At 55.0% G+C, this 19,224-nt stretch carries 16 protein-coding genes; 3 read left to right on the top strand and 13 right to left on the bottom strand.

All coding sequences use genetic code 11. From position 1 onward, the window contains the following. Positions 1-30 precede the first annotated feature (30 nt). The 3 genes from USF70_RS00780 to USF70_RS00770 are packed head-to-tail and all read right to left on the bottom strand — an operon-like array spanning position 31 to position 4,066. Entirely contained in the window at positions 31-1,812 is a 1,782-nt protein-coding gene (locus USF70_RS00780) for a SmdB family multidrug efflux ABC transporter permease/ATP-binding protein (protein ID WP_320735168.1), read from the bottom strand. Continuing rightward, on the bottom strand, positions 1,805-3,577 hold the full coding sequence (locus USF70_RS00775) for a SmdA family multidrug ABC transporter permease/ATP-binding protein (protein ID WP_087822098.1): 1,773 nt from the start codon (positions 3,575-3,577) through the stop codon (positions 1,805-1,807). The genes USF70_RS00780 and USF70_RS00775 overlap by 8 nt, the downstream gene beginning before the upstream one ends. Positions 3,578-3,607: 30 nt before the next feature. Continuing rightward, positions 3,608-4,066, bottom strand: a complete 459-nt coding sequence (locus USF70_RS00770) for an Lrp/AsnC family transcriptional regulator (RefSeq protein ID WP_320735167.1) — start codon at positions 4,064-4,066, stop codon at positions 3,608-3,610. Between the two features lie 115 nt (positions 4,067-4,181). Here USF70_RS00770 and USF70_RS00765 point away from each other — a divergent pair, with 115 nt between their 5' ends. After that, on the top strand, positions 4,182-5,228 hold the full coding sequence (locus tag USF70_RS00765; RefSeq protein ID WP_048975527.1) for a PLP-dependent cysteine synthase family protein: 1,047 nt from the start codon (positions 4,182-4,184) through the stop codon (positions 5,226-5,228). A 40-nt stretch (positions 5,229-5,268) separates the two neighbouring features. On the opposite strand, the gene cof is transcribed toward USF70_RS00765, so the two are convergent. After that, the gene (cof, locus tag USF70_RS00760; protein WP_039263943.1) at positions 5,269-6,087 is read right to left on the bottom strand and encodes an HMP-PP phosphatase; all 819 of its coding nucleotides are present in this window, start codon (positions 6,085-6,087) and stop codon (positions 5,269-5,271) included. Between the two features lie 101 nt (positions 6,088-6,188). Here cof and USF70_RS00755 point away from each other — a divergent pair, with 101 nt between their 5' ends. Both USF70_RS00755 and queC read left to right on the top strand, forming a co-directional pair. Continuing rightward, positions 6,189-7,889 (top strand): SgrR family transcriptional regulator, encoded by a 1,701-nt coding sequence (locus tag USF70_RS00755; protein WP_320735166.1) that lies wholly within the window; start codon positions 6,189-6,191, stop codon positions 7,887-7,889. 66 nt (positions 7,890-7,955) lie between these two features. Further along, positions 7,956-8,651 carry a 7-cyano-7-deazaguanine synthase QueC gene (gene queC, locus USF70_RS00750; protein WP_023310577.1) on the top strand — a complete coding sequence of 232 codons (696 nt, stop codon included), beginning with the start codon at positions 7,956-7,958 and terminating at the stop codon, positions 8,649-8,651. A gap of 60 nt (positions 8,652-8,711) precedes the next feature. Here the strand turns inward: queC and USF70_RS00745 are convergent, their stop codons facing one another. From USF70_RS00745 to bolA, 9 genes are all read right to left on the bottom strand, one after another. Further along, complete coding sequence (locus USF70_RS00745; RefSeq protein ID WP_032646165.1) at positions 8,712-9,110, bottom strand: YbgC/FadM family acyl-CoA thioesterase; 399 nt, start codon at positions 9,108-9,110, stop codon at positions 8,712-8,714. Positions 9,111-9,209: 99 nt separating this feature from the next. Then, entirely contained in the window at positions 9,210-9,590 is a 381-nt protein-coding gene (locus tag USF70_RS00740; protein ID WP_232938506.1) for a helix-hairpin-helix domain-containing protein, read from the bottom strand. 147 nt (positions 9,591-9,737) lie between these two features. Further along, positions 9,738-11,609, bottom strand: coding sequence for a peptidylprolyl isomerase (gene ppiD, locus USF70_RS00735; RefSeq protein ID WP_033144773.1), 1,872 nt, complete (start codon positions 11,607-11,609; stop codon positions 9,738-9,740). A 212-nt stretch (positions 11,610-11,821) separates the two neighbouring features. Next, positions 11,822-12,094, bottom strand: coding sequence for a nucleoid-associated protein HU-beta (gene hupB, locus USF70_RS00730; protein ID WP_002444653.1), 273 nt, complete (start codon positions 12,092-12,094; stop codon positions 11,822-11,824). Between the two features lie 210 nt (positions 12,095-12,304). Further along, entirely contained in the window at positions 12,305-14,659 is a 2,355-nt protein-coding gene (gene lon / locus USF70_RS00725) for an endopeptidase La (RefSeq protein ID WP_023334706.1), read from the bottom strand. Between the two features lie 182 nt (positions 14,660-14,841). After that, complete coding sequence (clpX, locus tag USF70_RS00720; protein WP_024906819.1) at positions 14,842-16,116, bottom strand: ATP-dependent protease ATP-binding subunit ClpX; 1,275 nt, start codon at positions 16,114-16,116, stop codon at positions 14,842-14,844. 126 nt (positions 16,117-16,242) lie between these two features. Beyond that, positions 16,243-16,866 carry an ATP-dependent Clp endopeptidase proteolytic subunit ClpP gene (gene clpP, locus USF70_RS00715; RefSeq protein ID WP_010428105.1) on the bottom strand — a complete coding sequence of 208 codons (624 nt, stop codon included), beginning with the start codon at positions 16,864-16,866 and terminating at the stop codon, positions 16,243-16,245. A gap of 260 nt (positions 16,867-17,126) precedes the next feature. Then, complete coding sequence (tig, locus tag USF70_RS00710; protein WP_023310569.1) at positions 17,127-18,425, bottom strand: trigger factor; 1,299 nt, start codon at positions 18,423-18,425, stop codon at positions 17,127-17,129. Positions 18,426-18,755: 330 nt separating this feature from the next. After that, on the bottom strand, positions 18,756-19,073 hold the full coding sequence (bolA, locus tag USF70_RS00705) for a transcriptional regulator BolA (protein ID WP_021241655.1): 318 nt from the start codon (positions 19,071-19,073) through the stop codon (positions 18,756-18,758). Positions 19,074-19,224: the final 151 nt, after the last annotated feature.

The following is a 19,224-nucleotide window of genomic DNA, read 5'->3' as shown; positions in this document are numbered from 1 at the left end:
ACTGTTAGCGCGTCGCCTCATTTTGGTGCATCAGGCGCTAAGCGACTCTTCATCACGCACGCTGGCCGCCAGCTCTTCGCCCGCCAGCTGCAGCTGGTACATCTGCCAGTAGCGCCCTTTGGCTTCCAGCAGTTCACGGTGCGTACCGCGTTCAACGGCCTGTCCGCGATGTAGCACCAGAATGGTATCGGCATCGACGATGGTGGAAAGACGGTGGGCAATCACCACCAGCGTCGTATGGTCGCGTACGGCGGCCAGCGCCTGCTGAATGGCCTGTTCGGTGCCGGAGTCAATACTGGCCGTGGCTTCATCCAGAATCAGTATCTGCGGCGTTTCAATCAGCACCCGCGCCAGCGCCAGGAGCTGCTTTTGCCCGACGGAGAGATTGTTCCCCTGCTCGCCCAGTTTGGTATTGATCCCATCGCTAAACCCGCGCGCCAGCTCTGCCAGCTGCACTTTTTCCAGCACGTCCCAGACCTGCTCCTGGGAGTAGTCTCGCCCCAGGGTCACGTTGGCGTAGAAGGTATCGGCCAGCACGACCGGATCCTGCTGCACCATCGCGACGCCTTTACGCAACACGGTGTGGCTGAGAGACGCGAGCGGGCGCCCATCGAGGCGGATTTCGCCGTGCGTGACCGGGTAATAGCCCATCAACAGGCTGGCAAGCGTGCTCTTACCGCTGCCGGTATGCCCTACCAGCGCCACGAAACAGCGCGACGGAACGTCGAGCGTGATGTCCTGCAGCACCAGCCGGTCTTCGCGATAGGCAAACGAGACGTTATCAAAGGCGATAGTCCCGCTTTGCAGAGGTCGCTCGTCATTGCCGTAGGCCTGGCGCGGCCTGTCCATCAGCTCAAACACGCGCTCACCGGCGACCACCGCCTGCTGCAGCATCGATTGCTGGGTGGTAAGCTCGATCAACGGCTCGTTAAGACGCCCGAGATAGCTGATAAAGGCGTACAGCACGCCCACTTCAATCGTACCGTTTGAGCTCAGCCCGAAGAGCATCAGCAGCCCGCAAAGCACCAGCGCCGAGAAAAGGCTCAGCAGCGGACGCAGCAGGAAACCATCAAGCCGCAGCGTCTGCATACGCGCCATGTAGTGCGAACGGCTGGCTTCCCCCATGCGTTCGCCAAAGCGCGCCTGCTGGCGGAACTGCTGGATGACGCTCATGCCGTTGATCACTTCGTTGAAGCCATCGTTAATGTCGGCCAGATACGCGCGCACCCGACGCACGATCGGCGTGCTGTAACGCTGGTAAATGACCATGACAATCAGCACCGCCGGGAAGATGGTGATCGCCACCAGCGCCATGCGCCAGTCGAGGCTGAACATCGCCACCAGCATCGCGCCAATCAGCGCCGCGCTGCGTAACACCGTCGCGACCACGGTAACGTACAGATCGCGGATCACCTCGGTATCGTTGGTCACGCGCGAAATCACCTGCCCGACCGGCTGGATGTCAAACTCGCTGAGCGGCTGGCGAAGCGCCGCGTCCATCACATCCGTACGCAGCTGCTGAACGACGCCCACGGCTGCGCGGTTAAACAGCAGCGACTGCGCATAGTGCAGCCCTGCCGCCGCCAGCTGCAGGCCAACGTAGGCCACGCCTAAGCCCGCCACCAGCCCCAGCGGAAGGTAGCTTTTGGCGACCATGTTGTCGATAAAATAGCTGATGAGCAGCGGACCGCTCACTTCAGCAATCGCCGCAATCCAGAGTAGAAGCACGGCCACGGAGAGCGGTTTACGCCACGGCGAGCCGTAGGCCAGCAGACGTTTGAGCGTCGGCCACATCGTTCCGAGCTTACGCATTAGCGGCCTCCTCATCCTGCTCCGGCGCATCATCCAGCGCCGCCTCAAGCTGTTGATAGCGGTACATATCGCGATACCAGCCCGGCTGCTCGGCAAGCGTTTCATGCTGCCCGCGCTGGGCAATGTGCCCGTGCTGTAAGACCACAATTTCGCTGGCTTCGGTGAGCGCCGACAAGCGGTGGGCGCTGATAATCACCGTGCGTCCGTCGCCCCACTGGCGCAGGTTATGCAGAATTTGATGCTCGGTACGGCCGTCCACGGCGGAAAGCGCATCATCCAGGATCAGAATTTCAGCATTCAGCAGCAGCGCGCGGGCAATCGATATACGCTGCTTTTGCCCGCCGGACAGCATGACGCCGCGTTCCCCGACTTCCGTTTCGTACCCCTGCGGCAGACGCAAAATATCATCATGAACGCTGGCCAGACGCGCCACATGTTCAATCTCTTCCTGCGTCGCCCCGGGGCGTCCCAGGGCAATGTTGTTTGCCACGGTGTCCGAAAATAAAAACGGCGTCTGGCTGACGACCGCCAGGCGACCGCGCCACTCGTCCAGCAGCAGTCTGGTCAGGGGGATATCGTGAAAGCGGATATCGCCCTCGGTGACGTCAAAGTGGCGCTGAAGCAGAGAGAGCACGGTACTTTTGCCGGATCCCGTCGGGCCGCAGATCCCCAGCATCTGGCCCGGCTGAAGCGTAAAGCTAACGTTCTCCAGCACCGGATGCTCCGTATGCGGGTAGACAAACTTGCGGACGTCGACGGTCATGGCGCCGCGCCCTTCCGGTACGGCCTCGCTACCGTCGATGACCACCGGCGCTTCGGCCAGCATGGCGCGAATGCGGCTGTAGGCAGCGCTGCCGCGCTCCACGATGTTAAACATCCAGGCCAGCGCCAGCATCGGCCAGATCATGAGCCCCAGATACATCGCAAAGCTGGTCAATTGCCCCAGGGTAAGCGTGCCCTGCACCACCATCCAGCTTCCGCCGCCAATGGCCAGCATATTTGCCATGCCGATTGCGATATAAATCGTCGGGTCAAAACGGGCGTCGATACGCGCGACGCGCATGTTTTTCGCCCCGGTGTCTGCCGCATCGGCGGCAAACAGCGCAGACTGACGGTCCTCCAGGCCAAACGCTTTGATCATGCGGATGCTGGTCATGCTCTCCTGGGTGCGATCGTTCAGAGACGAAAACGCCGCCTGCGCCAGCTTGAAGCGCTCGTGCAGCTGTTCGCCATAGCGATTGATCGCCAGCGCCATGATCGGCATCGGCAGCAGGGCGAGCAGGGTCAGCTGCCAGCTGATCTGCGTGGACATCACGATCAGCACCGCACAGCCCATCACCAGCGAGTCCACCAGCGTCAGCACTCCTTCCCCGGCGGCAAAGACCACGCGATCGACGTCGTTCGTCGCGCGGGCGATGAGATCCCCGGTGCGATGACGAAGATAAAATTCGGGATGCTGTCGGCTCAGCTGGCGGTAAAAATCTTCACGTAGCTCAACGGCCAGCTGATAGGACGCACCAAACAGCAGCACGCGCCAGACGTAGCGCAGCAGATAAACAATGACCGCCGTCAGCACCAGCGTGCCGACCCACATCAACACCCGTGCGGTGGTGTAATGCTGTTCGGTGACCCCATCCACGACGTACCCCACCACTTTCGGCGGGATCAGCTGCAGGATGGCAATAATAATAAGCAGGGCGACTGCACCGAGGTAGCGTTGCCACTCCCGACGAAAGTACCAGCTTAATTGGGCAAATAATCGCACGCGGTTTGTTCCTGAAGGTATTTTACGAAGTTATTCAATGGGTAATGCTGTGGTGTATTTAATCTGTTCCATGGCAAAGCTTGAGGTGACGTCCGACAGACCCGGAACGCTGTTCACCAGCCCCTTGTAGAAATCATCATAGCGCTTCATGTCGGCCACCTGGACGCGCATCAGGTAATCATACTCTCCGGCCATACGCCAGAAACCGAGCACTTCGGGCATCTCAGACACCTGAGTAACGAAGCGGCAATACCACTCGCTGCTGTGATGCTGGGTTTTTATCAGCACAAATGCCGTCAGCCCAAGCCCCAGTTTTTCGGGATCTAACAACGCGACGCGCCCCAGAAGAATGCCGTCATCTTCTAGCTTCTTAAGGCGCTTCCAGCACGGAGTGGTGGTCAGATTAACGGCATCTGCCAGCGCCTGCAAAGAGAGGGTACAGTCATTTTGCAGCAATGAAAGGAGCTTGCGGTCAATTTTATCTAGCATACCCACCTCACAGAGAAAATTTTTCTCTCTTCATTCTATTTTAAAGGCCAGATAGCAACAATTTTTTCTGTGCTTTTCGCTATCCTAGGCACAAAATGACAAACGGATAACGACGATGAATAGCACCTGGGTTAAACATGCGATCAGCGAAATCAATGCCGACTATCAGCGCTCGGCGGATACGCACCTGATTCGCCTTTCCCTGCCGGGATTTGACGGCATTCAGCTCTATCTGAAGGATGAAAGCACCCATCCCACCGGTAGCCTGAAGCATCGCCTGGCGCGCTCGCTGTTTTTATACGGTTTATGTAACGGCTGGATTAAAGAAGGCACCACTATTATTGAATCTTCGTCCGGTTCAACGGCGGTGTCCGAAGCCTATTTCGCCCGCCTGCTGGGCCTGCCGTTTATCGCGGTGATGCCGTCCTGCACCGCAAAACGCAAAATCGAACAGATCGAATTTTACGGCGGTCGCTGCCACTTTGTGGAAAGCGCCTGCGAAATCTACGCCGCCTCCGAAATGCTGGCCCGTGAGCTGAACGGCCACTATATGGACCAGTTCACCTTCGCCGAGCGCGCGACGGACTGGCGCGGCAATAACAACATTGCCGACAGCATTTTCCGCCAGATGACCCACGAACCGCATCCGGTTCCGTCCTGTATCGTCATGAGCGCCGGTACCGGCGGCACGTCAGCCACGATTGGACGCTATATTCGCTGTCAGGGCTACGATACCCAGCTGATGGTGGTTGACCCGCAGAACTCCGTCTTCCTCGACTACTGGCAAAACCGCAATGCGGAGCTGCGCAGCCCGGTGGGCAGTAAAATTGAAGGGATTGGCCGCCCGCGCGTGGAGCCCTCTTTCATCCCCGACGTCGTGGATGAGATGATGCGCGTGCCGGATGCCGCAAGCGTGGCAACGGCTCACTGGCTGGAAACGCAGCTGGGGCGCAAGGTGGGTGCATCGACGGGCACAAATATGTGGGGCGCACTGCAGCTTGCCGCCCGTATGCGCGAAGAGGGCCGCACCGGTTCCATCGTCACGCTGCTGTGCGACAGCGGCGAGCGTTATCTCGATACCTACTACAACGCGGAGTGGGTGCAGGCCAACATCGGCGATATCGCCCCGTGGAAAGCGCAGATTGCAGACCTGGTGAAATAAAAAAAGCCAGACCGAAGTCTGGCTTGCTGGAAGGGTCTCACTATTCGGGGGAATACGGGAGATTATTGTTGTCCAGCCAATGCGTCAAAAAATGGGACACTGCTTCATTGCGGCAGTGGCCAATAACCGGCAGATGGGGAAGTTCTGCTTTCAGCTGCGCCATCGCATTCCCCATGATCAGACCGCGACCTACGCTACCCAGCATTTCGCGGTCGTTCATGGCGTCACCAAACGCCATACACTCCTGCAGCGTTAAGCCCAGGTGGTCGCTGAGTACCGCCAGAGCGGAGCCTTTGTTACAACCCACCGGCAGCACTTCCAGACAATCCACCGCCGAGAAGGTCAGGTGCGCCCGGTCGCCCAGCGCCTCATTCAGCTGAATCCTTAAGCGGCACAGATCGTCATGATCGCCGCAGAAGCAGATCTTGGTTACCGCATGAGCGGGGATCCGACGCAGATCGATAAGCTGATATTTGAAACCGCTGTATACATGCGCGTGCAGCAGTTCAGGAATTTCACGTCCGGTAAACCAGCCCCGATCGTTAAAGACGTGGATACTGGCCTGCGTGTCCCAGGTGCTGTGCAGCACGATGTCCGCCACTTCCGGGTTGAGATCCTGCCGGTGCAGCACATCGCCTTCTACGGAGTGAATTCGCGTCCCGTTGCCGGTGATCAGAAAGGCGTCGAGGGAAAACGCGCCCAGCAAATGGCGCATCTCCAGCACATGGCGGCCAGTGGCAAACGTCAGGGTGACATCACGCTCGCGCAGGCGCTTCAGCGTGTTCAGGGTTTTTTCCCCTAAACGGTGATCCGGCATTAACAGCGTACCGTCCATATCAAATGCAGCTAGCCGAGCCATGATTACTCCCGAAATGTGATGCGGTTAACTTGTGCAACAGTATCGTGTGAGATATACGGAAGTAATAGTGAATAGATGAAAATTATTGTTCCGGGTTTCTTATGCGCCAGCTCAATCGACTCAACCAGTATCACCGCCTCTGGCAGCCTTCGCAGGGTGCAACGCAACAGGTCACCATCAGCGAGCTGGCCGCCCGCTGTTTTTGTAGCGAGCGGCATGTCCGAACCCTGCTGCGCCAGGCCCAGGAGGCGGGCTGGCTCAGCTGGCGAGCGCAGTCTGGCCGCGGTAAGCGCGGTGAGCTCACGTTCCATGTCGCCCCGGAGTCACTGCGCAATGCGATGATGGAAGAAGCGCTGAAAAGCGGGCAGCAGCACAACGCGCTGGAACTGGCGCAGCTTGCCCCTGAAGCGCTGCGGTCATTACTGCATCCTTTTTTGGGCGGGCAGTGGCAAAACGACACGCCGACGCTGCGCATCCCCTACTATCGCTCGCTGGAGCCGCTTCAGCCGGGTTTTTTACCGGGCCGGGCAGAGCAGCATCTGGCGGGAGAGGTCTTCTCAGGCCTGACGCGTTTTAACGGTAATAGCAGTGAACCTACGGGCGATCTGGCGCATCACTGGGATGTCTCTGCTGACGGCCTGCGCTGGCATTTCTACATTCGCTCCACCCTGCACTGGCATAACGGCGATAAAATAGAAACGCCGCAACTCCAGCGAAGTCTGACAGCGCTGTTGACGCTTCCTGCCCTGCGCACTCTGTTTCAGAGCGTCTTATGTATCGAAACAACGCATCCACAGTGTCTGACGTTTACGCTGCATCAACCGGACTACTGGCTGCCGCACAGGCTGGCAACCTACTGTAGCCGTCTGGCGCATCCCGACCATCCTGTGGTTGGCAGTGGCCCGTTTCGGCTGGCCGCCTTTGAGCCCGACCTGGTTCGTCTGGAAAGCCATGAGCAGTATCACCTGAGCCATCCGCTGCTCAAAGCCATCGAATACTGGATCACTCCCCAGCTTTTTGATTACAGCCTGGGCACCAGCTGTCGCCACCCGGTGCAAATCGCGATCGGCGAGGCCGACGAGCTGGAAAGTCTGCGGCTGGTAAGCAGCAGCACCAGCCTGGGGTTCTGTTACCTCACGCTAAAACAGAGCGCGCACCTGAGTGAGATCCAGGCAAAGCGGCTTATCAATATCATTCATCTCTCCAGGCTTCTTCACACACTTCCGCTAAACGAAGGGCTCATCACACCCACCCAGGAACTGCTTCCCGACTGGACAATCCCCGAATGGCCTGATTTATCGGACGTCACCCTCCCTGAAGCGTTGACGCTGGTTTACCATCTCCCTGTTGAGCTTCACACCATGGCCAGCCAGTTGAAGGCATACCTGGCGCTACAGGGGTGTGAACTGACCGTCATCTTTCACGACGCCAAGACGTGGGACGGATGCCTGGAGCTTGCCGATGCAGACATCATGATGGGGGACAGGCTGATTGGCGAAGCGCCGGAATATACGCTTGAACAGTGGCTGCGCTGCGATGCCCTCTGGCCGCACGTTCTTAGCGCACCGGCTTACGCCCATCTGCAAGCCACGCTGGATGCGGTACAGACTCAGGCCGAGGCTCGGGATAGACACGCGGGACTGCAAGCCATCTTTAACCGGTTAATGGAGAGTGCGGTGCTGACGCCACTCTTTAATTATCAATACCAAATCAGTGCTCCGCCTGGCGTGAATGGTATACGCCTCAACACCCGCGGCTGGTTTGACTTTACCGAAGCCTGGTTGCCCGCGCCCAAATCGTGAAGAAGCTGGTCGCCGTCGTGGTCAGACGGTAACATAACGTTTTTACCGTAACAGTCGAGATGATTTATGAAACGTGCCGTCGTCGTGTTCAGCGGAGGACAAGACTCTACTACCTGCCTGGTCCAGGCCCTTCATCAGTACGATGAAGTTCACTGTGTCACTTTCGATTATGGTCAGCGTCATCGCGCTGAAATCGACGTTGCCCGTGAACTTGCCCTGAAACTGGGCGCACGCGCGCACAAGGTGCTGGACGTTACGCTGTTAAATGAACTGGCCGTGAGCAGCCTCACCCGCGACAGTATTCCTGTGCCAGACTATGAACCCGATGCCAGCGGCATTCCAAATACCTTCGTGCCGGGCCGTAATATCCTGTTCCTGACTCTGACGGCGATCTACGCCTACCAGGTAAAAGCCGAAGCGGTGATCACGGGCGTGTGCGAGACCGACTTCTCCGGCTACCCGGACTGTCGTGATGAGTTCGTAAAAGCGTTAAACCACGCCGTCAATCTGGGGATGGCGAAAGAGACGCGCTTTGAAACTCCGCTCATGTGGCTGGATAAAGCCGAAACCTGGGCGCTGGCGGACTACTGGGGCAAGCTGGACCTTGTTCGCAGCGAAACGCTTACCTGCTATAACGGTATCAAAGGCGACGGTTGCGGCCAGTGCGCGGCCTGTAATCTGCGCGCTAACGGGCTAAACCACTATCTTGCCGATAAATCCGGCGTGATGGCCGCGATGCAGAAAAAGACCGGTCTTAAATAGGGCTACTTGACCGTGCTGTCGCAAACAGGTGTCGACAGCACGAGTACGCCTTAACATGTCTTACACGATCATCAACTCCAGCTTTTCCCGCAGTTCCCCTTCCAGCGGCAGCGCTTTCTGCGTTTTCAGATCGATACAGACAAACGTGATCAACGCATCTGCGACCACCTGCCCTTCTGGATCGAGCGTCACCACCTGGCTTAAGACCCCGCTTTTGCCATTGATCTGTTGCACCTGGCTGGTGACCGTGAGCACATCACCCAGCACGGCTGGACGGCGGTAGTTGATGTTGATATTGACGACCACAAACGCGATGTTGTGCGCGGTCAGCCACTGAAAGCTTTCGCTGTTTTCCAGCCCGTCCCAGCGCGCTTCTTCAAGAAACTCAAGATAGCGAGCATTGTTCACATGCTGATAAACGTCGAGATGAAAACCGCGTACTTTGATTTTTGTCTGCATAGCGCAATAGCCTTTACTGTTATTGTAGGAAGAGAGGTCATAACTGGTATGACCTCTTTATCCTGGCAAAATTTTGCCGCAGTGCAAGAAATTGCGTAATTACAGCGTCAGGTGTGAGAGGTTGCGCTCAACCAGCGCGCTGCCCATGCCCGGCACCTGCTTGAGATCGTCGACCGTTTTGAAAGGACCATACTCTTCGCGGTAGCTGACGATGGCCTGCGCTTTTTTCAGGCCCACGCCGTTCAACGCACGGGCGAGATCTTCCGCTGAGGCCGAATTGATACTGACCCGCGTACCTTCATCATCCGCATTTTTACCGGCATCTGTCGCTTTGGTTTGCCCTTGCACCGGCGCTGCCGCGTCGGACTTGCTCTGCGTAGCTTGTGTTTTGGCTGCAGGGGCCGACGCCATCGCACCCGCGCTCATCCCGGTGGTGGCAATAGCCAGCGTAATTAACAGTGCTTTGATTCCACATTTCATGCTGTATCTCCTTGTTTGTTGACAGCCAGGTCACAATAGCCGCCAGATAAAACCGGCACAAACAGCAGATTGCAGAAATGGAAAAGGCCGCGAAAGCGGCCTTTAGTTTTTGCAGAGCGTTACGAAAATCTGCGAGCAGACACGTAATTACTGCTGCTGAGTCATTACATCACCCAGCTTGATTTTGGCTTCTTTACGCAGGTTACTCATCATGGCTTCGAAGGCAATCTGGGCATTGTTCTGGGTAATTCCCTGAACCATCGCTTTCTTCTGCGCTTCTGGCAGGGTGCCGGCTTTTACTTCATCCAGCGCCAGCAGAACGACGTTACCCTGCGTATCGGTGGTGGTACCAAAGCTTGGCTTGTCCTTCGCAGGCAGAGTCAGACCAAACGCGGCCTGGCTGATTGGGTCCTGGCCGGTACGGCTCAGCGTTTTCGCTTCACCGAAGCTCAGGCCAGCTGCTTTCAGCGCGTCTTCTTTACCCGCTTTCAGATCGGACAGAATCTTCTCAGCATCCAGTTTCGCCTGCTGTTCCGCTTTGTTGTGCTTAACCTGAGCGACGACCTGATCCTTCACTTCCGCCAGCGGTTTGACCGCTTCTGGCTTGTGCTCGCTGACGCGCAACACAAACGCACGATCGCCGTCGACGGTAATGATGTCAGAGTTACTGCCCGGCGTGCCGTTTTCGCCCACCAGACCACCGTTGAAGATGGCATCGGAAACCGGTTTGAAGTTCAGCTCTTCCGGAAGGTTGTCACGACCAAACCAGCCCGTCTCAACCGCCTTCACGCCCGCCGCCTGCTCTGCACCTGCCAGAGATTCGTTGTCGTTGCTGGCAGCATCGCTTACCTTCTGCTGCAGCGCGTAGTAGGCATCCAGCGCTTTTTCCTGTTTCACTTTCGCCGCGATATCATCACGAACGTCAGCCAGCGGCTTGGTTTTCGCCGCGGTGATGTCGTCCAGACGCACGACCAGGAAACCAACGGAAGACTTAATGACGCCAGAAAGCTGGCCTTTCTCTTTCAGACCGGCATTTTTCAGCTCGTCAGGCGTGGTCGCATCTTCCAGCCAGCCCATATCACCGCCGTTCTTCGCAGAGATAATGTCGGTGGATTTCGCTTTCGCAACGGTCGCGAAATCAGCGCCTTTGTTCAGCTCATCCAGCGCCGCTTTAGCATCAGCCTCGGTTTTCGTCTGAATTACGCTGTAGCGGTTACGCTGCGGCTGAGTGAACTGATCCTGATGCTGATCGTAGTAAGACTGGATTTCAGCATCAGACGCGGTTTCCTGCAGCGCGGCCGCATCCAGCTTGATGTAGCTCACGCGGAACTGCTCTGGAGAAACAAAGGAATTCTTGTTCTGCTCGTAGTAAGCGTTAACGTCAGCGTCGCTCACCTGCTGTTTCGCCGCCAGGGCGTTCACATCAATGGTCGCTTCGCGTACAACACGCTGCTGCGCCACCAGCGCGGCCAGTTCATCCGTTTCACCTTTGAGCATGAAATCGGTGCCCACGACGGCATTGATGAGCTGCTGGGTGGTCAGCTGGTTACGCAGCGCCTGAGCGTACTGGTCGGCCGTCATCCCCATTTGATTGACGATGCTGTTGTAACGCGCGTTGTCGAATTTACCGTTAGACTGGAAGGCTTGCGTGGAGAAGATGGCTTTTTTCACCTGCTCATCGCTGATGCCAAGGCCCAGTTTTTTGGCATACTGATCAAGCAGCGCTTCGTCGATAAGACGGTTCAGTGTCTGTTGGCGCAGGGTCTTCATGTACCCTTCGTTCGCCGCCAGTTCAGAGAATTGGTCGCCCAGCTGTTGCTGCATACGGTTACGTTCACCGGCAAAAGCATTCTCGAACTGACCACGGCTGATTTCCTGGCCATTCACTTTTGCGGCATAGTTTGCGCCACCGCCAATAAGGTAACTGCTCACGCCGGTCAATATGAACGACACGATAATGATACCGAAAATAATCTTGAGCACGAGACTGTTAGCAGCCGTGCGTAAGCTGTCCATCATGGTGTAACAACACTCCGCTGTAGGTGACTGGTTACCTGACGCTTACGGAAAATCCTGCCCGTCGCGCGTGAAGGCGTATTGTGACAAGAAAACGGGGCGATTGTCAGCCCACAACTCGCATAAACTCGCACAAATCAGGTCTGGACAAACAAAAAAGGCACATCAAATGATGCGCCCTTGTACTTTCCGGCTTCCCTGAAACGGGAAAGCAATCAGTTTACTGCGTCTTTCAGCGCTTTACCTGCACGGAAACCCGGCACTTTAGCAGCAGCAATGGTGATCTCTTTACCGGTCTGAGGGTTGCGGCCAGTACGGGCAGCACGCTCTTTAACAGCAAAAGTACCGAAACCTACCAGTGCAACGTCGTCCCCAGCCTGCAGAGATTCAGTAACAGAAGCAATTAAGGCATCTAACGCACGTCCAGCTGCAGCTTTAGAAATATCAGCACCCGCAGCAATTTTGTCAATCAGTTGAGATTTATTCACTGTTCTCTTCCTCTCTTTATAATTTATATCGCGCCTGAATCCTTCACAACGCGACCGCGCAGCAGTTATATCAGGCCTGCCATGACCTTACAACACCCGTTGTTGATGACGGACCTAATCAGCAATCTAAATTAGCTATACAAAAAAAGGCTGGCAAGTGCGAAATGACTTACCAGCCTTGTTTTTATTGACGCTCTTTGCGCGAGGTCACTATTTTGCGGTTACAACCTGCATTCCGGAGGGTTCATTCTGCAGTGCGAGACTGAGAACTTCCTCAATTCGCTTCACAGGATGGATCTGCAGGTCGGCAATCACATTGTCCGGAATCTCTTCCAGATCGCGTTTGTTTTCGTAAGGGATCAATACGGTTTTGATCCCACCGCGGTGTGCCGCCAGCAGTTTTTCTTTTAAACCACCAATCGGCAGAACCTGACCACGCAGCGTAATTTCACCGGTCATTGCCACATCGGCACGCACCGGGTTACCTGTCAGGCAGGAAACCAGAGCGGTACACATAGCAATACCCGCGCTTGGGCCATCTTTCGGCGTCGCCCCTTCCGGAACGTGCACGTGGATGTCGCGTTTTTCGTAGAAATCAGGGTTGATACCCAGTTTCTCCGCGCGCGCGCGCACCACGGTCAGCGCCGCCTGGATGGATTCCTGCATCACTTCACCCAGCGAGCCAGTGTAGGTCAGCTTGCCTTTGCCCGGGACACAGGCGGTTTCGATGGTCAGCAGATCGCCGCCCACTTCCGTCCATGCCAGGCCGGTCACCTGGCCAACGCGGTTTTCGTTGTCCGCGCGACCGTAGTCGAAGCGCTGAACGCCGAGATAGGCATGCAGATTGTCGCCGTTAATCACAATGTGTTTCAGGCTCTTATCCAGCAGCAGCTGTTTCACCGCTTTACGACACAGTTTCGAGATTTCACGCTCAAGGCTACGCACGCCCGCTTCACGGGTGTAGTAGCGAATGATGCCGATAATCGCGCTGTCCTCGACGGTCAGCTCGTTGGCTTTCAGCGCGTTACGCTCAATCTGTTTCGGCAGCAGGTGCTGCTTAGCGATGTTCAGCTTCTCATCTTCGGTATAACCGGAGAGACGGATCACTTCCATACGGTCCAGCAGCGGGGCCGGAATGTTCATGGAGTTGGAGGTCGCCACAAACATCACATCGCTCAGGTCGTAGTCCACTTCCAGGTAGTGATCGCTGAAGGCCACGTTCTGTTCTGGATCTAGCACTTCCAGCAGTGCAGACGCTGGGTCACCGCGCATGTCCGACGACATCTTATCGATCTCATCGAGCAGGAACAGCGGGTTTTTAACCCCCACTTTCGCCATCTTCTGGATCAGTTTACCCGGCATAGAACCGATGTAGGTACGGCGGTGACCGCGGATTTCCGCTTCATCGCGTACGCCACCCAGCGCCATACGGATATACTTACGTCCGGTCGCTTTGGCGATGGACTGACCCAGAGAGGTTTTACCCACCCCCGGCGGTCCTACCAGGCACAGAATTGGACCTTTGATTTTGTTTACACGGCTTTGTACCGCGAGGTACTCAAGAATGCGGTCTTTCACGCGTTCCAGACCGTAGTGATCGGTATCCAGGATTTCCTGCGCCTGACGCAGGTCTTTTTTGACCTTGCTGCGGGCGTTCCACGGAACCTGCACCATCCACTCAATGTAGCCGCGTACAACGGTCGCTTCAGCCGACATTGGAGACATCATTTTCAGCTTCTGCAGTTCTGCTTCAGCCTTCTCTTTCGCCTCTTTCGGCATCTTCGCCGCGTCGATCTTACGCTTCAGCGCTTCGTTTTCGTCCGGCGCGTCGTCCATCTCGCCCAGTTCTTTCTGAATGGCCTTCATTTGCTCGTTCAGATAGTACTCACGCTGAGATTTCTCCATCTGCTTTTTCACGCGGTTGCGAATGCGCTTCTCAACCTGCAGCAGATCGATTTCAGACTCCATCATCGCCATCAGGTATTCCAGACGTTCGTTAACGTCGGACATTTCCAGCACGGACTGCTTGTCAGCCAGCTTCAGCGGCATATGTGCAGCGATGGTGTCCGCCAGACGCGCAGGATCGTCGATGCTGTTCAGCGACGTCAGCACTTCTGGTGGAATTTTCTTGTTCAGCTTGATATAGCCTTCAAACTGGCTAATCGCGGTGCGAACCAGCACTTCCTGTTCACGCTCATCAAGCTCAGGCGAATCAAGGTACTCTGCCTTTGCAGAGAAGTGCTCGCCGTCGTCTGACAGAGTGGTAATACGCGCACGCTGCAGGCCTTCTACCAGCACCTTTACGGTGCCGTCAGGCAACTTCAGCATCTGCAAAATAGAGGCCACGGTCCCGACGGTGAAAAGATCGTTTACACCCGGCTCATCCGTTGATGCTTCTTTCTGCGCCACCAGCATGATTTTTTTATCATGATCCATGGCGGCTTCGAGGCAACGGATAGATTTTTCCCGCCCTACAAATAAGGGTATGACCATGTGCGGATAAACCACCACATCGCGCAACGGCAATACGGGGATTTCAATGCGTTCAGAACGCTCAGGATTCATAGAGCTCTCTCTTAGTTAGTGTCCGCCAGGTAAGCTGGTCATGTCACTGTGCTTCACATAACCATTAACATGTATCCAGTATATGGGGATGTTTCCCACACATTCAACGCTATGAATACGGAAAAAGTAAAGGGGAGATAAAATCCCCCCTTTTTGATTAACTGCTTGTATGATTTGGTTAATTATTCGCCAGATGCCTGCTGCGCTTCCGGTTTGCCGTAAATCAGCAGCGGCTTGGTTTGACCGCTAATGACGGACTCGTCAATCACCACTTTCTCAACGTCTTCCATCGACGGAAGATCGTACATGGTGTCGAGCAGTGCCGCTTCAACAATTGAACGCAGACCACGGGCACCGGTTTTACGGATCATCGCTTTCTTGGCAATAGCATCCAGCGCTTCGTCGCGGAATTCCAGATCAACGCCTTCCAGATTGAACAGCGCCTGATACTGCTTGGTCAGCGCATTTTTCGGCTCTTTCAGGATCTGGATCAGCGCGTCTTCGCTCAGCTCATTCAGCGTTGCCACAACCGGCAGACGGCCGATGAATTCAGGGATTAGACCGAATTTGATCAAATCTTCCGGTTCAACCTGAGACAGCAGTTCGCCTTCGTTTGGTTTTTCGGACGTCGATTTCACCGTTGCGCCAAAACCAATGCCGGAGCCGGTTTCAACACGGTGGGAGATGACTTTGTCCAGACCAGCAAACGCGCCACCACAGATGAACAGGATCTTGGAGGTATCAACCTGCAGGAACTCCTGCTGCGGATGTTTACGACCACCCTGTGGCGGAACGGCAGCAACCGTACCTTCAATCAGCTTCAGCAGTGCCTGCTGTACGCCTTCACCCGATACGTCACGGGTAATGGACGGGTTGTCAGATTTACGGGAGATCTTGTCGATCTCATCGATGTAAACAATCCCGCGCTGGGCTTTCTGTACGTCGTAATCGCACTTCTGCAGCAGTTTCTGAATGATGTTTTCGACGTCCTCACCCACATAACCGGCCTCGGTCAGGGTGGTGGCATCCGCCATCGTGAACGGAACATCAAGCAGGCGCGCCAGGGTTTCAGCCAGCAGCGTTTTACCGGAACCGGTTGGGCCGATCAGCAGAATGTTACTTTTACCCAGTTCTACGCCATTGCTAGTGTCGCCGTTACGCAGACGTTTGTAGTGGTTATAGACCGCTACCGCCAGCACTTTCTTGGCCTGCTCCTGTCCGATGACGTAGTCGTCAAGGTGATGACGAATTTCATGCGGCGTTGGCAGCGCGCTGCGCTCACGGTGCGGTGCGACTTCTTTAATCTCTTCGCGAATGATGTCGTTACATAAATCGACACATTCGTCGCAGATATACACGGACGGCCCGGCAATCAGTTTACGCACTTCATGCTGGCTTTTGCCGCAAAAAGAGCAGTACAGCAGTTTGCCCGAACCATCTTTGCGTTTATCTGTCATGAGTCCAAACCTCTTTTTAAGTTCTTTGTGCCGCACATGACGACGCAAATGCCATTCTAAGACGCAAGCTGCAATCAGCAGCGTGCCGCCCTACCTTAGTATAGCGGCACACTCGCGTCGCGGGCATCAATTACGATGGGTCAACACGGAGTCGACTAAGCCGTACTCAACTGCCTCTGGAGCAGAGAGGAAGCGATCGCGCTCGGTATCGCGCTCGATCTGCTCGAGTGGTTGACCCGTATGCTGCGCCATAAGTTCATTCATGCGCGCTTTTACTTTCAGAATTTCGCGGGCGTGGATTTCGATATCCGTCGCCTGCCCCTGGTAACCGCCCAGCGGCTGGTGAATCATCACGCGGGAATTTGGCAAGCAGAAACGCTTACCTTTCGCCCCTGCTGTTAACAGGAACGCACCCATTGATGCAGCCTGACCCATACAGATAGTGCTTACATCAGGCTTGATGAATTGCATGGTGTCATAAATGGACATTCCTGCTGTAATCACGCCACCCGGGGAGTTAATGTACAGGTAAATGTCTTTTTCCGGGTTTTCCGCTTCCAGAAACAGCATCTGCGCCACGATCAGGTTAGCCATGTGGTCTTCCACCTGGCCGGTCAAAAAGATAACGCGTTCCTTGAGCAGACGGGAATAGATATCAAAAGAACGCTCACCACGTGAGGTCTGTTCAATAACCATTGGCACCAGAGCCATATGGGGTGCAAAGTTATCTCGTTCGCCACTGTATGACATTTCCGTCTCCTGGATCAAAATTGAAAACACCTGCTGTACTGATTGTAACCTTACGGACGGATTATCAGCCAGTCTCATTCATCATGATTACGTACTTATGGGGTTCACAGTGCCCTATTTCAAGCATAACAACCTTTTGTTGTTACGCTAACACCGAAAGGGCGTTTTAGCACTCTTCCTGGGCTATCGCTGCGATAAAAAAAACCCGCTGCCGCAAGGCAACGGGTTTTCTGTTCAAACTTTAAACCGTTGGGGCGAAATTACGCCTGCTGGTTCATCAGTTCGTTGAAAGAGGTCGCTTTTTCGGTCACTTTCGCTTTCGCCAGTACCGCTTCAACAGCCTGCTCTTCCAGGGCAACGTTGCGCATGTTGTCCATCAGCTCTTTGTTCTTACCGTAGAACTCGATCACTTCTGATGGATCTTCGTATGCAGAAGCCATCTCTTCGATCAGGCCTTTCACACGCTCTTCGTCAGCTTTCAGCTCGTGGGTACGAATTACTTCGCCCAGCAGCAGGCCAACAACAACGCGGCGTTTCGCTTGCTCTTCGAACAGCTCGCGTGGCAGTTCCATCGCTTGCTGCTGGTTGCCACCGAAACGCTGTGCAGCCTGACGACGCAGAACGTCGATTTCGCTGTCGATCAGGGCAGCTGGAACGTCGATTTCGTTGGCTTTCACCAGACCTTCGATCGCCTGAGATTTCACGCGGTTACGCACCGCGCCGTTCAGTTCGCGTTCCATGTTCTTACGCACTTCGGTACGCAGGCCCGCTACGGAACCATCTTCCACGCCGAAACGCTTGATGAATTCTTCAGTCAGTTCTGGCAGTTCGCGCTCTTCAACTTTCTTCAGGTTGATAGCGAACTTCGCTGCTTTCCCTTTCAGGTTTTCAGCGTGGTATTCTTCCGGGAAGGTCACGTCGATGGTGAACTCTTCGCCAGCCTTGTGGCCTTTGATACCGTCTTCGAAGCCTGGGATCATACGCCCCTGGCCCATCGCCAGTACGAAGTCAGACGCTTTACCGCCTTCGAACTCTTCGCCGTCTACAGAACCGGTGAAGTCGATGGTGACACGGTCTTCAGCGTCAACAGCGCCTTCTTTCTCTTTCCAGTTCGCCTGCTGTTTGCGCAGGGTATCCAGCATGCCGTCAACGTCTTCGTCAGTCACGGAAACAACTGGTTTTTCAACTTCGATAGATTCCAGACCTTTCAGCTCAACTTCCGGGTACACTTCGAACTCTACGGAGTAGGTGAAGTCTTCGCCCAGTTTGTATTCGCCTGGAACGTAGTTAGGCGCGCCGGCCGGATTGATTTTTTCTTTGATGATCGCATCAATAAAGTTACGGCTCATCAGTTCACCCAGCACATCCTGACGCACGGAAGCGCCATAACGCTGAGCAACAACATTCATTGGTACTTTGCCCTTGCGGAAGCCGTCAATACGTACTTTTTTTGCTACGTTGACCAGCTCGCTTTTCACAGCAGTTTCGATGCTGTCAGCAGCGATAGTAATCGTTACACGGCGGCCAAGGCCTTGAGTGGTTTCAACTGAAACTTGCATCTTGTTACCTCAAAAAAATCACAGTGCTCGGTCAACTCTGAATCTGTCTGTTATACCGGGATGCTCTCTTAGTGCAGATTCACATTCCCTGTCGCCAGAATCATCCCGAAGACATTCAATAAGACGCGGCATTATAGCGGCATCACTTAGGTGAGTCGAGAACGGTTGGGGCATGTTGCTGCGGCTTTTTTCACACTTTAAGGCTATTTTTAGCCTTAAAATCGCACCATCCGCTCAAAACTCAGACAAAACAAAACGGCCCGGAGGCCGTTTTGAGGAAATCTGTAAGCAACATACTGGAAAAGCTCCAGCCGTTGCAAATCCGATTTATCAGGCGATAGTGCCTGCACCGCGACAGGGCGGCGATGCGAAAACCGTATCCTGCAGGCCTTCCCATTCCTTAATGGTGTAGGTATGCAGTGCCAGCGCATGCACGGTCGTGGAGAGTTCTTCCGTCAAGGTGCTGTAGATCAAGCGATGTCGATTCAGGAAACGTTCTCCCGTGAAGCGATCGCTAACCAGAACCACTTTAAAGTGGCTTTCAGAACCTGCCGGCACGTTATGACGATAGCTTTCGTCGACGACTTCGAGGAACACAGGGTTGAACGCTGCCCTTAATTTATCTTCTATATGCTCACGTATCATCATGAAATTACTCCTCCGACAACGCCAGGATGTCACCCATCCCTTTAAATGTTAGCCGCTTTTACCGTTTCCATTACACCTTGACAACAAATATTTAGCTTTCGTCTGATTTTCTCATTCAAACGAATGAAGTTCACTGTGAGACTCATACGTT

Source organism: Enterobacter sp. 237C8 (assembly GCF_034106865.1).
In the GTDB taxonomy this organism is placed as follows: Bacteria; Pseudomonadota; Gammaproteobacteria; order Enterobacterales; family Enterobacteriaceae; genus Enterobacter; species Enterobacter asburiae_B.
The sequence above is the reverse complement of the archived record's forward strand: the minus strand, read 5'-3'. Positions and strand labels throughout refer to the sequence as shown.

What these genes read in the sequence shown, in the direction of transcription:
- USF70_RS00745 (WP_032646165.1), bottom strand. Translation starts at nt 9,110, where the DNA reads ATGCAGACAAAAATCAAAGTACGCGGTTTTCATCTCGACGTTTATCAG.
- clpX (WP_024906819.1), bottom strand. Translation starts at nt 16,116, where the DNA reads ATGACAGATAAACGCAAAGATGGTTCGGGCAAACTGCTGTACTGCTCT.
- queC (WP_023310577.1), top strand. Translation starts at nt 7,956, where the DNA reads ATGAAACGTGCCGTCGTCGTGTTCAGCGGAGGACAAGACTCTACTACC.
- USF70_RS00740 (WP_232938506.1), bottom strand. Translation starts at nt 9,590, where the DNA reads ATGAAATGTGGAATCAAAGCACTGTTAATTACGCTGGCTATTGCCACC.
- USF70_RS00765 (WP_048975527.1), top strand. Translation starts at nt 4,182, where the DNA reads ATGAATAGCACCTGGGTTAAACATGCGATCAGCGAAATCAATGCCGAC.
- USF70_RS00780 (WP_320735168.1), bottom strand. Translation starts at nt 1,812, where the DNA reads ATGCGTAAGCTCGGAACGATGTGGCCGACGCTCAAACGTCTGCTGGCC.
- lon (WP_023334706.1), bottom strand. Translation starts at nt 14,659, where the DNA reads ATGAATCCTGAGCGTTCTGAACGCATTGAAATCCCCGTATTGCCGTTG.
- bolA (WP_021241655.1), bottom strand. Translation starts at nt 19,073, where the DNA reads ATGATGATACGTGAGCATATAGAAGATAAATTAAGGGCAGCGTTCAAC.
- USF70_RS00755 (WP_320735166.1), top strand. Translation starts at nt 6,189, where the DNA reads ATGCGCCAGCTCAATCGACTCAACCAGTATCACCGCCTCTGGCAGCCT.
- ppiD (WP_033144773.1), bottom strand. Translation starts at nt 11,609, where the DNA reads ATGATGGACAGCTTACGCACGGCTGCTAACAGTCTCGTGCTCAAGATT.
- cof (WP_039263943.1), bottom strand. Translation starts at nt 6,087, where the DNA reads ATGGCTCGGCTAGCTGCATTTGATATGGACGGTACGCTGTTAATGCCG.
- USF70_RS00770 (WP_320735167.1), bottom strand. Translation starts at nt 4,066, where the DNA reads ATGCTAGATAAAATTGACCGCAAGCTCCTTTCATTGCTGCAAAATGAC.
- tig (WP_023310569.1), bottom strand. Translation starts at nt 18,425, where the DNA reads ATGCAAGTTTCAGTTGAAACCACTCAAGGCCTTGGCCGCCGTGTAACG.
- clpP (WP_010428105.1), bottom strand. Translation starts at nt 16,866, where the DNA reads ATGTCATACAGTGGCGAACGAGATAACTTTGCACCCCATATGGCTCTG.